Source organism: Klebsiella sp. 2019SCSN059, from assembly GCF_021739525.1.
GTDB lineage: Bacteria > Pseudomonadota > Gammaproteobacteria > Enterobacterales > Enterobacteriaceae > Klebsiella > Klebsiella quasipneumoniae.
Genome location: NZ_JAKKOM010000001.1, coordinates 34303 through 49132 on the forward strand (window position 1 = coordinate 34303; position 14830 = coordinate 49132).

A 14830-nucleotide genomic window follows, 5' to 3' on the forward strand; every position below is an offset into this window, starting at 1 on the left:
GCGGGGCTTTTGCGTTTTTATTGCAAAGCATGTCATTTTTCCCCCTCTCGTCGCGTCTTGTTGCAAATACTCAACTTTATTAGCATTGTGTAGCAGTCTGTTTTGCTAATTTTCTGTTAAATCAGTTGGTTGCAAAAGAATGCCGGAGCTATGGTGCTAAATAAAAAAATGAAGTCCGCCGCCAGCTTTACCCCGATTCGCTTCGGGTTACTCTGCGTGGCCATACTCGGTTGTCTGGGACTGCTATTGGCCCGCGTGGGCTGGCTGCAGATTATTTCCCCCGATAATCTAGTAAAACAAGAGGATATGCGTTCTCTGCGCGAAGAGCCCGTTGCGGTTGAGCGGGGGATGATCACCGACCGGGAAGGACGACCGCTGGCGGTGAGCGTTCCGGTCAGCGCAATCTGGATCGACCCGCAGACCACCATGGAGAAGGGCGGCGTCGGCTACGGACCCCGCTGGCAGGCGATGGCCGAAGCGCTGCATCTCAACCTCGGGGAACTGGCCCAGCGGGTACAGAGCCATCCCCACGCCCGCTTTCTCTATCTGGCGCGGCAGATCAATCCCGAGCAGGCGGCGTGGATTGATAAACTGCATCTGCCAGGCGTCTACCTGCGCGATGAATCGCGGCGTTTCTATCCGGCAGGCCATGTGGCTGCCAATCTGCTGGGCTTTACCAATGTCGATAATCAGGGCATCGAAGGGGTGGAGAAAAGCTTCAACGCCCAGCTGACCGGTAAACCCGGGCGACGTCTGGTGCGGAAAGATAAACATGGCAATGTGATTGAGAACATTACCGAAGTACCGCCTGTGCCGGCGCATAATCTGCAGCTGAGTATCGATGAGCGCCTGCAGACGGTGACGGAAGATGCCCTCGACAACGCTGTTCGCTGGAATAAAGCCGAGTCCGGGGCGGCGGTGCTGATTAAAATCGATACCGGCGAGATCCTGGCGATGGCCAGCTATCCGGACTTCAATCCCAACAATCGCGATGCCGCAACGCTGGATGATTTTCGCAACCGGGCCATCAGCGATACCTTCGAGCCGGGGTCGACCGTCAAACCGCTGGTGATCATGACCGCGCTGCAGCAGGGGATTGTCCAGCCGGACAGCGTCGTGGACACTCATCCGTTTGTCCTCGACGGCCACCGTATCCGCGATGTCGGCTATTATCCGGAGCTGAGCCTGACCGGCATCCTGCAGAAATCCAGCGATACCGGCGTATCGCATCTCTCGCTTGCCATGCCGGTGCAGCATCTGATTGACACCTATACGGCTTTCGGCTTCGGCGAGCCGACGGGGTTGGGGTTGACCGGCGAAAGCGCCGGGCTGATGCCGCATCGTCGTTACTGGGGGCAACTGGATCGCGCCACCTTCGCTTTCGGCTATGGTTTGATGGTTACCCCGCTCCAGCTGGCGCACGTTTACGCCACCATCGGCGGCTTCGGCATACAACGACCGTTGTCGATCACCCGCATCGACCCGCCGGTGATTGGCACGCGCGTAATGCCGGAGAATATTGTTCACAGCGTGGAGCATATGATGGAGAGCGTGGCGCTCCCGGGCGGGGGCGGTACCAAAGCGGCGGTGCGCGACTACCGGGTGGCGGTAAAAACGGGGACGGCGAAGAAAATCGGTCCGGACGGCAAATATATCGACAAATATGTCGCCTATACCGCCGGCGTGGCGCCCGCCAGCCGTCCGCAGTTCGCGCTGGTTGTAGTGATGAACGATCCGAGCAATGGCTCCTATTACGGCGGGGCCGTTTCCGCCCCGGTATTCAGCCAGATTATGGGCGATGTCCTGCGGCTGGAGAACGTCATGCCGGACGGCATGCCACAAGGGGCGGAGAATCTGATCGTTATGCACGACAGCCACCCGCTGGCGCCGGCGCTGTAACAGTGGTCTGCAGGGGCGAATAGCGCTACACTTTCGCCCTTTCAGCGACACCGGAGCCGTCATGTCATACAGTTGCCCCCTTTGCCACGCGCCGCTCAGCCGTAGCGACAATCACTATTCCTGCCCGCAGCGGCACCAGTTCGATCTGGCGAAAGAGGGGTACGTCAACCTGCTACCGGTGCAGTTCAAACGGTCGCGCGATCCCGGCGACAGCGCTGAGATGATGCAGGCCCGTCGGGCGTTCCTCGACGCCGGGCATTATCAGCCGCTGCGGGACGCTATCGCTGAGCGACTGCGGCACGCTGCCCCTCAGGCATTACTGGATATCGGCTGCGGCGAAGGCTATTACACCCACGCATTTGCCGCCATCGCCAGCCGCAGCTGGGGGCTGGACGTGTCGAAGCCGGCAATCCGCGCGGCGGCGAAACGCTATCCGCAGGTGAATTTTTGCGTCGCCTCCAGCCAGCGGCTGCCATTCTCCGATAACAGCTTCGATGCGGTGGTGCGCATTTACGCCCCCTGCAACGCCGGTGAGCTGGCGCGGGTGGTGCGGCCTGGCGGATGGGTGATCACTGCCACGCCGGGACCCCGCCATCTGCTGGAGCTGAAAGGGCTGATTTACGATGAGATCCGCCTGCATGAGCTGAAGACGGAAGCGATGCCGGGGTTCCGCCTGGATGCTCAGCAGCAGCTGGCTTATCCGATGACCCTGACGGGAAGTGAAGCGCAGGCCCTGCTGCAGATGACGCCGTTCGCGTGGCGGGCCAAAGTCGAAGTGCATGACGCGCTGCGTCAGCAGGCGACCTTTGGCTGCCAGACCGATTTTATGATCCATTGCTGGCAGCGTGAGGAGTAAAGCTTAACCGGCGAAATGGCTCCAGAGAATTTCGCTGCCGATGCCAATCAGTACGATACCGCCGAGAATTTCGGCCCGTTTGCCCAGCAGCGGGCCGATAAAGCGACCCACCATGATCCCCAGCGTCGACATGATAAAGGTGGCGCAGCCGATCGCCAGCGCGGTGGTCACAATGCTGACCTGCAGGAAGGCCAGACCGACGCCGACGGCCATCGCGTCAAGGCTGGTGGCGAAGGCGGTGGTGACCAGCAGCCAGAAGCCATGCCGGCGAGGCGCCTCGCACGCCTCGTCGCTATCGCCGCGAAGCCCTTCGACAATCATCCGCCCGCCGAGAAACACCAGCAGAATAAAAGCAATCCAGTGATTCCACTCGAGCACAAACTGGCTGGCCAGCATGCCCAGTCCCCAGCCGACCAGCGGCGTCAGGGTTTCAATGGCGCCAAAAATCAGCCCGGTGCGAACAGCTTCTGAGAATTTGGGTTTATGCAGGGTGGCGCCTTTGCCGATAGAGGCCGCGAAGGCATCCATAGACATGCCGAAAGCGAGAAGAAGGGTTGCGGATAAATTCATGTGCCTGTCCTGACCGGGGATAATCCATATGACACATCGCTGCCCCCAGTAAATATACGCGGAGCCGCTCAATGGCTGAGCAATACGTACAGCAGTGATGTATCTATGGTCTCGCCTGATTGAATCACTTCAACCCGTACGTGCCACGTTTTGCAACGAGTATGTTGACACGTACATTTCCTGACGGGCAGGAAATCGGCTACTCCCCAACGACGGGCGCAACCTTAACATATTTTTAGAATATAAAACAATAACAGAAGAGGGTTATTTTAATAACCAAATGATAACGATTTTCATTTGAATTTATAAGTAAATAAATAGTTAATGAAAAACAGAAGGGCAGAGGGGGAAATATAGCCATGGCTATATAATTCCCCAGACGAAATCTGAAAAAACATGGCGTTGGCTATATTTTTAACTCATTGAGTTGAAACGAGAAGTTTGTATATTTTCTCCAGATCGTCGATATTTCGTACGCGAATCAGCAGCCGCCGTTGCTCTAATTGCATCACCAGTACGCCGTCTTCGGATAAATTCATCTCTTTAATTCGCTGATATTCTATCCACACGTTGGCGAAGAAAAAGCCGCGCGGTTTAAAAATGATTTTCGGCGTACGGATCCAGAATAAATAGAGTCCCATCAGCGCCAGCGCAGATAATAGCCAGGTGGTGATCGCGGTGCCGTGCTGGGTGATGTTGTTATAGATCAGAATGGCGATGAGGCCGACAAAGATCATGCCGTCAACGCGGCTGCGGCGAAGCAGGGGGATGGCCAGCAGCACCGGGCCGTTGCGCCTCGGCATAATAAACTGGTCATACACCGCGTAGGCCAGTAGCGCAAGGATAAACAGGATGATCACCAGGTCCGTGAATGTCATTGCTTTGCGTTCCTCCTGATAAAAAAAAGCCGGGGGCAAGCCCCCGGCGTACAACCTGGAAATTACAGACCCAGCAGACCGACAGCGTAGCCCGCGATACCGATGACAAAGAAGCCAACGATGATCCACAGCGGGTTAACTTTCTTACGCAGCAGCCACATACAGGCGAAGGTCAACAGCAGCGGTACCAGGCCCGGCATCAGCTGGTCGAGGATCGTCTGCACCGTGGTGACGTGAACCTGTCCGTCAGAGCCGGTGATTTTTGACACCACCATCGGAATGTTCACGTGCGTCCACTTGTTAACCAGCGCCCCCATGACAAACAGGCCGAGGATTGACGCCCCCTCAGTCAGTTTCTGCAGGAAGCCGCCGCCCATATCTTTCACGATGTCCACGCCTTTGCGGTAACCGTAGGCGACGCCATAGTAGCGGGTCAGTAGTCGCACCGCGTTGAACAGGATAAAGAACAGCAGTGGTCCGAGCAAGCTTCCGCTCATCGCGATCCCGGCGCCTAAGGCCGCGAACACCGGACGCACCGTACCCCAGAAGATCGGGTCGCCGACGCCGGCCAGCGGCCCCATCAGACCGACTTTGATGCCGTTGATGGCGCCATCGTCAATCTCTGCGCCATTGGCGCGCTGCTCTTCCATCGCCAGCGTTACGCCCAGTACCGGCGCGGCAACGTAAGGATGGGTATTGAAGAACTCAAGGTGACGCTTAATCGCCTGCTTACGCGCATCGTTGTTCTCCGGGTAGAGACGACGAATCGCCGGAACCATAGAGAAGCAGAAGCCCAGCGCCTGCATACGTTCGAAGTTCCATGAACCCTGGAACAGGTTAGAACGAATGAACACGCCACGAATATCACTCTGAGTGAGTTTTTTCTCGGTGGTATTTTTAGTCATATCAACCATTTCGCTCACCTGTTAGTCCAGTTCGTTATCGAGGTCGTTGTTACCAGCCGCCTGAGCAGGGGCACCGGCGATGCGGTTATATTTCGGGCTCAGCTGGATGTAGAGGATTGCCATGACCGCACCAATCACGCCCAGGGCCACCAGGTTGAAGTTGGTGAAGGCGGCGGTGACGAAGCCGAGGTAGAAGAACGGCATCAGGTAGCCCGCGCGCATCATATTGATGACCATCGCGTAACCCACAACCACGATCATGCCGCCGGCGATGTTCAGGCCGCTGGTAACCACTTCAGGGATCGCATTCAGCAGGCCCTGGACTTCGCTGGTACCGACGGAAATGGCCACGATGACGGCCGGGATAGCGATACGCATCGCCTGCAGGAACAGGGATGAGACGTGCAGCCACGACAGGGCGGTCAGGTTGCCATTCTCCGCCGCTTTATCCGCTGCGTGCTGGAAGGCTACGGTGATGGTACGCACGATGATGGTCAGCACCTGGCCTGCAGCCGCCAGCGGGATAGCCAGCGCGATGCCGGCGCCGATGCTCTGATGGCCGGCAATAACCAGAACGGTGGAAATAATGGACGCCAGCGCGGCATCAGGGGCAACCGCCGCACCGATGTTCATCCAGCCCAGGGCGATCATTTCCAGCGTACCGCCGATGATAATACCGGTTTTCATATCGCCGAGAACGGCGCCGATCAGCGTACAGGCGACCAGTGGACGGTGGAACTGAAATTCATCAAGCACCGACTCCATACCCGCAATACACGCGACGATGAACACCAGCACAATCTGAAGAAGGGTAATCTCCATTGTACTTCTCCTGTTGATTAAGTCTTAAAGTGAAAACTGGGGCGCGATCGTCCGGGTTATTTATCAACCTTGGCGATCAGATCCATCATTTTCAGTTTCGGGTCGGTGGACACTTTACGTGCCTCCAGCTCGATACCGCGTGCGTTCAGCTTGTTAAACGCCTCAATATCTTTGGCATCGACCGAAATCGCGTTGTTAACCTGGGTTTTGCCCTGGCGGAACGCCATACCGCCGATGTTGACGCTGGTGATTTTCACGCCGCCCTCGACGACGCGCTCAACGTCGGTCGGGTTAGTAAACAGCAGCATCACGCGCTGTCCGGCGTACATCGGGTTGTTGTAGACGCGGATCATTTTGGCGACGTCCACCACGTGGGCGGTGACGCCCGGCGGCGCAACCTGGGTCAACAGGGTTTTGCGCACGGTATCCGCGGCGACTTCGTCGCTGACGACGATGATGCGGGTGACGTTGGTCTCTTTGGTCCAGCGGGTGGCGACCTGACCATGGATCAGGCGGTCGTCGATACGCGCAAGGCCAATGACCATGTAGTCATTCGGGCCCATCGGTTTGGCCGGGGCGGCGGCTTTTGGCGCCGCGGCAGGAGCGGGCGCAGGGGCCGCTTTTTCCACCGGTTTGGCCTTCAGCGCTTTCACGCCTTCGCTGCCGGTCTCTACCGCTAAGGCGACCAGCTCATCAAAGGAAGGATCGTCATCGCGGGCCATGAAGGTTTCCACCAGCATCGGGATGTTGACGCCGGCGATGACTTCGTAATGCTCTTTATCGACGACAATGCGGCTCGCAGCGTTGAACGGGCTGCCTCCCCATGTATCGACGAGAAACAGCACGCCTTTACTGGTATCCAGTTTTGCCAACTGGGCATTGTATTTCTCGATCAGCGTTTCGGCGTTTTCACCCGGAACGAAATCGATCCAGCCAACGTTTTCCTGCTCGCCCAACAGCATCTCTGCTGTTTTCAGCAGCTGTTCTGCAGCCCAACCATGTGTGCCTATTACAATAGCAATCGTCACTTGCTACCTCCTTTATTATCGTGAATGCATCATCTGCTTTGATACATCCTGAATCACTCTTGAGGACAAAATCGATTCAGTTAGGGTGTAAGATAGAAAATAGTTACTACCGCGAATTATTTTAGACAGTGAAAAAATAATTAATGTGATGAAGATCCGTTAATCAGGCATCGCCTGGTAATAATTTTGCAGCGCAAAAAATAGCCTTAGTTATTGCAAATTCAGGTAAATCTTTTCCAATTTCGATCTATATTTTGCTATGTTTAACTTCCGTTTAATTACTCAGGAGTATAGGGCATAGCCCGCAGTATGGACCGTCATCGACGTCTTTTCACTTTCTGGCACCTGGTTGCCACCTCCACGCATCACGCTTATCTCTCAGCATCTATTGTCGCGTCCGTGCATGACATGGCGATGACTGACGTTGCCGCTAACCGGAGTCGCACATGGAATTGTTAATGGATCCCTCAATCTGGGCCGGCCTGTTGACGCTTATCGTTCTGGAAATTGTGCTCGGTATCGATAACCTGGTGTTTATTGCCATCCTGGCGGACAAGCTGCCGCCGAAGCAGCGTGATAAAGCGCGACTGATCGGCCTGTCGCTGGCGCTGGTGATGCGCCTGGGGCTGTTGTCGGTGATCTCCTGGATGGTGACGCTGACTAAACCGCTGATTACTATCGCCGATTTCTCCTTTTCCGGGCGTGACCTCATCATGCTGCTCGGCGGGATCTTCTTGCTGTTCAAGGCGACAACCGAGCTGCATGAACGGCTGGAAAACCGCCAGCATGACGCCGGTCACGGGAAAGGCTATGCCAGTTTCTGGGTGGTGGTACTGCAGATCGTGGTGCTGGATGCTGTCTTCTCTCTGGATGCGGTGATCACCGCGGTCGGGATGGTGAACCATCTGCCGGTGATGATGGCGGCGGTCGTGATCGCGATGATTATGATGCTGCTGGCATCGAAGCCGTTGACGCGCTTTGTCAACCAGCACCCGACGGTGGTGGTGCTCTGTCTGAGCTTCCTGTTGATGATCGGCCTGAGCCTGGTGGCGGAAGGGTTTGGCTTCCATATTCCGAAAGGGTACCTGTACGCGGCGATCGGTTTCTCGATCATCATTGAGTTCTTTAACCAGGTGGCGCGCCGCAACTTTGTTCGTCACCAGTCGACGCTGCCGCTGCGCGCCCGTACCGCGGATGCGATCCTGCGCCTGATGGGCGGCCGTAAACAGGCCTCCGTCAACCATGACGCCGACAGCCCGGCGTCGGTGCCGGTACCGGAGGGCGCCTTTGCGGAAGAAGAGCGCTACATGATTAACGGCGTGCTGACGCTGGCGCAGCGCTCTCTGCGCAGCATCATGACTCCGCGCGGGGAAATCAGCTGGGTGGACGCTGAGCAGAGTGAAGATGAAATTCGCCGTCAGCTGCTTTCGTCGCCGCACAGTCTGTTCCCGGTCTGCCGCGGAGAACTGGACGAAATCATTGGCATCGTGCGGGCGAAAGAGATGCTGGTGGCCCTGGAGTCGGGCGAAAACGTCGCGGCGCTGGCCTCCGCCTCTCCGGCGATTGTGGTGCCTGAAACGCTGGACCCGATCAATCTGCTCGGCGTCCTGCGTCGCGCGCGCGGCAGTTTCGTCATCGTGACCAATGAATTTGGCGTGGTGCAGGGGCTGGTGACGCCGCTGGACGTCCTGGAAGCGATCGCCGGTGAATTCCCGGACGCCGATGAGACGCCGGAGATCGTTATCGATGGCGACGGCTGGCTTATTAAGGGGTCGACCGACCTGCATGCGCTGCAGCAGGCGCTGGGGCTGGATCCGCTGATCAATGACGATGAGGATATTGCCACCGTTGCCGGTCTGGTGATCTCCGCCAATGGCCATATCCCGCGCATTGGCGACGTGGTGTCGCTGCCGCCGCTGCATTTCACCGTGGTGGAAGCGAATGACTACCGGGTCGATCTGGTTCGCGCGGTGGTCACCCGTCCGCCGAGCGACGAAGAAGAGTAATCGTCCTGCGCGCCGGTCCCCGTGGGGGCCGGCGAGTTATTCTGTTGCCTCTTGACTGGCCAGCCACGCCGGGAACGCCTCCACTGGCATCGGCCGCGCATAATAAAACCCCTGCAGCACATCGACGCCGTGGTTTCTGAGGTAGTTTTCCTGCTCCAGCGTCTCCACCCCTTCGGCAACGGTAATAATATTCAGCCGGTTGGCGAGGGAGATAATGATATCGGTCACCGTGGCATTGACGCTGTCTATCCCCACCGAGCTGGTAAACGAGCGGTCAATCTTCAGCACGTCCGGGCGCAGTTTTTCCAGCCATGAGAGCGAACTGTTGCCGGTGCCAAAGTCATCGATCGCCAGCTGTACGCCTTTCAGGTGCAGATCTTCGGCCATATGCTGGTCGCCATCCTGCAGGACATCGCGTTCGGTCAGCTCGACCACCAGCTGTTGTACCGGGTTCATGCTGAACCAGTAATTATGCAGGTCATGCAGCAGTAAGCCGTTGGCGAAGTGGCGGGCAGCGACGTTAATGGCGATATGAAATTGGCGGTCGCTGGGAAAAACATCCAGACGGCGGGCGGTTTCGGCAATGACGTAGCGGGTGAGGGGGATGATCAGATTGTCCCCTTCGGCGATGGGAATAAACACCTCCGGCGAAATCGCTCCGCGGCGAGGGTTGTTCCAGCGCAGCAGGATCTCCACCCCGCAGCAGCGGCCGCTGCGCGCATCCTGCAGCGGCTGGCACCAGAGGGCAAACTCCCGGGCGGAAATACCGAGGCTTATCTCCCGCGAGAAGCTCATTCTTCCGGCGGTGGCCAGCCAGGCGATGCCTGTCATTAGCAGGCTGAAGATCAGCGCCAGCGGCAGCTCGCCGGGCAGTTCTTCGAGGGCGATTGTCGAGGCGCCAGGGCCGTTGATGTTGATGGTAAACGGAAACTCGCTAGAGCGTTGGCGATAAATCACCGTTCCCTGCGGGGTATGCGTTTTATCGAGAAGCCCATCGCGGCTGCTAAAATAACGATCGCCAACCTGCAGGCTGACGTCGCTTATCAGGGATGATTTTTCGTTGAGAATTAAGGTCCCCAGCAGCTCGATATTGACAATCAACATCACGCCGTCCTGGCCGCTTTCCGGGGTGGGGTACCACTGGATCAATACCGGCGTCCCTTTAAGCAGCGATTTTTCGGTTGAAAAGAGTAATAAGGGATGGGGGGCTGGCAGCGAGGGCTGCAGCTGGTGTAAATCCGCCTGCCGTTGCCCGAAAATACTCGAACAGTAAACGATACCGTCCGTCACGAGGACGACGGAACGAACGGTCTGCAACGAAGCTGCCATTTTGCGCAGGGTCAGATGGATATCCGGGCAGCGTTTGCCCACCAGAGGAAGCAGGGTGGTGCGCTCCGCGCTCAGCGGGCGCAGGATATTATTCAGCGCCGCCACCCGCTGGCTGGCGGCCGTGCGAATATAGTCTTCATTTTCGCTACGCTGCGAAATAAATCGAATGGCTAAGGTGGCGCCCAGGGTCACCAGGGCGACCAGCAGGCAGACTATAATGCGTTTGCGGCGATAGGCCGTAATGACTTTTTGTGCAGTCTGCATGTGCGACACCCTGTCGACAGGACGAGTGGTTAAGCGTGGCTTATTTAATAGAGCAATTGTAGTGGCAGAATATCGCCAGGTATAGAAAAAAGAAAATGCGCCACGGAGGGCGCATCAGGAAGGCAGGGGCTTTTAGTTACCCTCGCTCCGCGCCTGCGCCCCGGGAGGCGGCAGGCGAAAGCCAACATGTTAGTCACACTGAACTTTAATCGCCAGGCCGCCTCGCGAGGTTTCGCGGTACTTGGCGTTCATGTCTTTGCCGGTTTCGTACATGGTCTCGATCACTTTATCGAGCGAGACGCGCGGTTCGCTGGTGCGGCGCATCGCCATCCGCGCGGCGTTGATCGCTTTCACGGAGGCGATGGCGTTACGTTCTATGCACGGCACCTGTACCTGGCCGGCGACCGGGTCGCAGGTCAGGCCGAGGTTGTGTTCCATACCGATCTCCGCCGCCACGCAGACCTGCTCCGGGCTGGCGCCGAGCAGTTCAGCCAGACCCGCCGCCGCCATCGAGCAGGCGACGCCCACTTCGCCCTGACAGCCGACTTCGGCGCCGGAAATGGAGGCATTCATCTTGTACAGCGCGCCGATCGCACCGCAGGCCATAAAGTAGCGGATATAGATCTCCGGGCTGACGGATTCGATAAAGTGATCGTAATAGGCGAGTACCGCCGGAACGATGCCGCAGGCGCCGTTGGTCGGCGCGGTCACCACGCGACCGCCGGCGGCATTCTCTTCATTGACCGCCAGCGCGAACATGTTGACCCAGTCAACGACGTTCATCGGATCGCTGGAGAGCTTATCGCTGGCCACCAGCAGACGACGCAGCGCCGAGGCGCGACGCGGCACGCGCAGCGGGCCAGGCAGCACGCCTTCGGTGTTCATGCCGCGGTCGATACAGGCGCGCATGGTCTGCCAGACATTAGCGAAATAGTCCTCGATCTCTTTTTTGCTGTGCAGCGCCAGCTCGTTCTGCATTACCATCCCGGAGAGCGACAGGCCGGTCTCTTTGCAGTAGGCCAGCATTTCCTGCGCCGATTTGAACGGGTAGGGCACCTGTAGTTCGTTGGCGTTTTCTTTGCCGAAGTGCTCTTCGTCGACGATAAAGCCGCCGCCAATCGAGTAATAGGTCTTGCAGTAGAGCTCTTTCTCGCCGGCCCAGGCATGAATGGTCATGCCGTTTTCGTGCAGCGGCAGATTGTCGCTGCGAAAACGCATGCCGTCATCCGCCGGGAAGTCGACTTCGTGCTGACCGTTGGCCAGCAGCAGACGGCCGCGTGTCTCGACGTCACGGATAAATGCCGGTATCGCGTCTATATCGACCGTATCGGGCTGATTGCCCGCCAGTCCCATGATAATGGCGATGTCCGTATGGTGGCCTTTGCCGGTTAATGACAGCGAACCGTAGACGTCAACCGCCACGCGGGTCACTGCATTAAGCAATCCTTTTTCGACCAGGTCATCGACGAACTGTTTACCGGCCTTCATCGGGCCAACAGTGTGGGAAGATGAGGGACCAATCCCCACCTTGAACATGTCGAATAGACTAATCACGATAATACTCCTGACAGGGTTACCGCGGGTGCGGTAACGATGTAATAACTGCGCATAGTGTAAGAGGGAAGCGCCCTGTCAGTTCAACTATTCACATGAATTAAACTAATGGATAACCGCGATTTTACTAATAGTGAGAGCGCCCTCTCATAATCAGTATAGCTAAGGGCGCGCGCCTATCTGCAGCGCCAGCTCGCGAATGATCCCGGCGGTCATCCCCCAGACAAAATAATGCTGGTACCAGGAGAGCCAGACGCGGTGGTCGTTGCCCCGGCGGTGGATATCGAGCGGATGATAGCGCCCGAGGCGCAGGGCCTCGGCGAGCGGCATTTCAAATACCGCGGAGACTTCGTCCTGGCTGGCGTGATAGTGCAGATCCGGCGGAATAATACCCACCACCGGCGTCACCTGGAAGCCGGTGACGCTGTCCACCGGCGGCAGAACGCCAATCACCTCAACCGTCTCCGGCGGGATCGCCACCTCTTCCTGGGCTTCGCGCAGAGCGGCGGCGATAAGGGTCGCATCGGTATTATCTACCGCCCCGCCGGGAAAGGCGACCTGGCCGGCGTGCTTGCGCAGCAGCGGCGAGCGCTGGGTCAGCAGTAGGCCAGGCTGCGGCCGGCGCACGATCGGCACCAGTACCGCCGCCTGCCGCTGATTGAGCGCATGGCGCGAAGGCTGAGGGCGCAGCAGCTGGAAGCGGGACAGAAAATCATCCAGATTGAGGGCGTGGTCCGCCATGGTCTAGTTCTCCAGTTGGTGCAGGATACGATTAACTTTATCAAAAGTTTCCTGATATTCCGCATCTTCCTCGCTGTCCGCGACGATACCGCCCCCGGCGGAGCAATACAGTTGCCCCTGCCAGGCCGTCAGGGTGCGAATGGTGATGTTGGTATCCATATTGCCGCAATAGCTCAGATAGCCGACGCTCCCGCACCAGGCGTTGCGTCGCTGGGGTTCCAGTTCATCAATAATCTCCATCGCCCGTACCTTCGGCGCGCCGGTGATCGACCCTCCGGGGAAGGCGGCGCGCAGCAGATCGCTGGCATGAAGCGTCGCCGGCAGGCGGGCGGTGATGGTGCTGACCAGATGATGGACCGCCGGGAACGGCTCCACCACGAACAGCTCGGGGACCAGCACGCTGCCCGGGACGGCGACGCGGCCGATGTCGTTGCGCATCAGGTCGACAATCATTAAATTCTCAGCGCGGTCTTTCGGCGAGTTAGCCAGCTTCTCCGCCTGCTGCGCATCCGCCAGCGGCGAATCGAGCCGCGGCAGGGTGCCCTTAATCGGGCGCGTCTGGATCTCACCCTGGCGGAGCTGAATAAATCGCTCCGGCGACAGGCTTAAAATTGCCCCTTCCGCAAGGCGGATGAAGGCGCTAAAGGGGGCGCGGTTGGCGGCGTTCAGCCGGCGGAAGGCCAGCCATTCATCCCCGACGTAGCGGGCCTGAAAACGCTGGGCGAGGTTGACCTGATAGCAGTCACCGCTGCGCAGATAGGCCTGCACCTGACGAAATTTCTCGCCATACTGCTGGCGGCTCATATTTGACTGCCAGGCCGAGGTCAGGGCGAAGGTTTCACCCGGCGCCGGCGTTTGCGCCTCCAGCCACTGCAGACGCTGCTGCGGGTCGTCATAGCTGAGCAGCGAAACCTGCTGGCGCTGATGGTCGACGATCAGCGCCCAGTCATAAATCCCCACCGCCATATCCGGCAGCGCGATATCGGCCTGCGCGGCAGCGGGAAGTCGCTCAAAACGGCGGCCCAGATCGTAACCGAAAAGCCCCAGCGCGCCACCAAGAAACGGCAGATCCTCATGGGGCTGCGGCGTGAACGGCTGACGATCCAGCTGCTGCTGAAGCAGTTGCAGCGGATCGTCAGCCGAGACACAAACGGTCTCGCCGTCATCGATCCAGGTCTGTTCACCGCGCGTCAGCAACGTGGCGCGCGGGGCCGCCACCAGGATATCAAAACGGTTATGCGGATGGTCGGCAAAGCCGGAATGCAGCAGCATCGCCCAGGGCATGGCGCTTAACGGCGTAAAATAGTATTCGGCGGCATCCGGGCGCCAGGGCAGGGTAATAATCGCGGGGGACAACATCTTTCTCGATCCTGAACGTTACCGTCCCTCTGGCGTAGGCGGGGACGGCGTGAAATAATTACGCCCCACAATGTAGCAGGAGTACAAGATGTTTGCAGGTTTACCTTCGCTGAGCCACGAGCAACAGCAAAAAGCGGTCGAACGTATCCAGGAACTGATGGCCCAGGGGATGAGCAGCGGCCAGGCGATTGCCCTGGTGGCGGAAGAGCTACGCGCGACGCATACCGGCGAACGGATCGTCGCGCGCTTTGAAGATGAAGACGAAGACGAGTAATTACACCGCGGCGATGATTTTGATCTCAACTTTATATTGCGGGTTCATCAGCGTCGCTTCCACCGTGCAGCGCACCGGGGCGTGACCGGCTACCACCCAGGCGTCCCAGGCTTTATTCATCGCCGCAAAGTCGCTTTTGTCGGCAAGGAAAATAGTGGCGTCAAGAATACGCGACTTGTCGCTGCCCTGTTTTTCCAGCACCGCGTCAATCTGCGCCAGGGTGTTGGCGGTCTGCTCGAAGGCATCGGCATCAAGATTCGCCGGTACGCCGGTGTAGTAAAGGGTCTGATTGTGGATCACCACATCTGACCAGCGGGCTTCGGCATCAATACGCGTAATTGTCAT

The 14830-nt window shown here is 58.1% G+C and carries 14 protein-coding genes; 4 read left to right on the forward strand and 10 right to left on the reverse strand.

From position 1 onward, the window contains the following. Positions 1–150 precede the first annotated feature (150 nt). Positions 151–1899, forward strand: a complete 1749-nt coding sequence (gene ftsI, locus L2I46_RS00185) for a peptidoglycan glycosyltransferase FtsI (RefSeq protein ID WP_032428912.1) — start codon at positions 151–153, stop codon at positions 1897–1899. 61 nt (positions 1900–1960) lie between these two features. Beyond that, positions 1961–2755, forward strand: a complete 795-nt coding sequence (gene rlmA / locus L2I46_RS00190) for a 23S rRNA (guanine(745)-N(1))-methyltransferase (protein ID WP_236947450.1) — start codon at positions 1961–1963, stop codon at positions 2753–2755. Between the two features lie 3 nt (positions 2756–2758). Here rlmA and mntP read toward each other — a convergent pair whose 3' ends face one another. The 5 genes from mntP to manX all read right to left on the reverse strand — a co-directional run bounded on the left by mntP (position 2759) and on the right by manX (position 6958). After that, positions 2759–3325 carry a manganese efflux pump MntP gene (mntP, locus tag L2I46_RS00195; protein ID WP_023290219.1) on the reverse strand — a complete coding sequence of 189 codons (567 nt, stop codon included), beginning with the start codon at positions 3323–3325 and terminating at the stop codon, positions 2759–2761. 419 nt (positions 3326–3744) lie between these two features. After that, complete coding sequence (locus L2I46_RS00200; RefSeq protein WP_023290218.1) at positions 3745–4203, reverse strand: DUF986 family protein; 459 nt, start codon at positions 4201–4203, stop codon at positions 3745–3747. 62 nt (positions 4204–4265) lie between these two features. Then, on the reverse strand, positions 4266–5117 hold the full coding sequence (locus tag L2I46_RS00205) for a PTS mannose transporter subunit IID (protein ID WP_004145526.1): 852 nt from the start codon (positions 5115–5117) through the stop codon (positions 4266–4268). Positions 5118–5129: 12 nt separating this feature from the next. Further along, positions 5130–5930, reverse strand: a complete 801-nt coding sequence (locus L2I46_RS00210) for a PTS mannose/fructose/sorbose transporter subunit IIC (protein WP_101992907.1) — start codon at positions 5928–5930, stop codon at positions 5130–5132. A gap of 56 nt (positions 5931–5986) precedes the next feature. Then, positions 5987–6958, reverse strand: a complete 972-nt coding sequence (gene manX, locus L2I46_RS00215) for a PTS mannose transporter subunit IIAB (RefSeq protein WP_004203357.1) — start codon at positions 6956–6958, stop codon at positions 5987–5989. Between the two features lie 446 nt (positions 6959–7404). Between manX and yoaE the strand changes: the two genes are divergently transcribed. Continuing rightward, positions 7405–8964: a CNNM family cation transport protein YoaE gene (gene yoaE / locus L2I46_RS00220; protein ID WP_023290217.1), complete on the forward strand. Its 1560-nt coding sequence runs from the start codon at positions 7405–7407 to the stop codon at positions 8962–8964. Positions 8965–9000: 36 nt separating this feature from the next. Here yoaE and L2I46_RS00225 read toward each other — a convergent pair whose 3' ends face one another. The 4 genes from L2I46_RS00225 to pabB form a co-directional block, all read right to left on the reverse strand. Next, a complete protein-coding gene (locus L2I46_RS00225; RefSeq protein WP_048336006.1) occupies positions 9001–10557 on the reverse strand; it encodes an EAL domain-containing protein in 1557 nt (518 codons plus the stop codon). A gap of 189 nt (positions 10558–10746) precedes the next feature. After that, a complete protein-coding gene (sdaA, locus tag L2I46_RS00230; RefSeq protein WP_236947451.1) occupies positions 10747–12111 on the reverse strand; it encodes an L-serine ammonia-lyase in 1365 nt (454 codons plus the stop codon). Positions 12112–12273: 162 nt separating this feature from the next. Further along, positions 12274–12852 carry a CoA pyrophosphatase gene (locus L2I46_RS00235; RefSeq protein ID WP_023290215.1) on the reverse strand — a complete coding sequence of 193 codons (579 nt, stop codon included), beginning with the start codon at positions 12850–12852 and terminating at the stop codon, positions 12274–12276. 3 nt (positions 12853–12855) lie between these two features. Next, the gene (pabB, locus tag L2I46_RS00240; RefSeq protein ID WP_236947452.1) at positions 12856–14211 is read right to left on the reverse strand and encodes an aminodeoxychorismate synthase component 1; all 1356 of its coding nucleotides are present in this window, start codon (positions 14209–14211) and stop codon (positions 12856–12858) included. Between the two features lie 88 nt (positions 14212–14299). Between pabB and L2I46_RS00245 the strand changes: the two genes are divergently transcribed. Then, positions 14300–14485, forward strand: coding sequence for a YoaH family protein (locus L2I46_RS00245; RefSeq protein WP_004203339.1), 186 nt, complete (start codon positions 14300–14302; stop codon positions 14483–14485). On the opposite strand, the gene L2I46_RS00250 is transcribed toward L2I46_RS00245, so the two are convergent. Further along, entirely contained in the window at positions 14486–14830 is a 345-nt protein-coding gene (locus L2I46_RS00250; protein WP_002910910.1) for a RidA family protein, read from the reverse strand.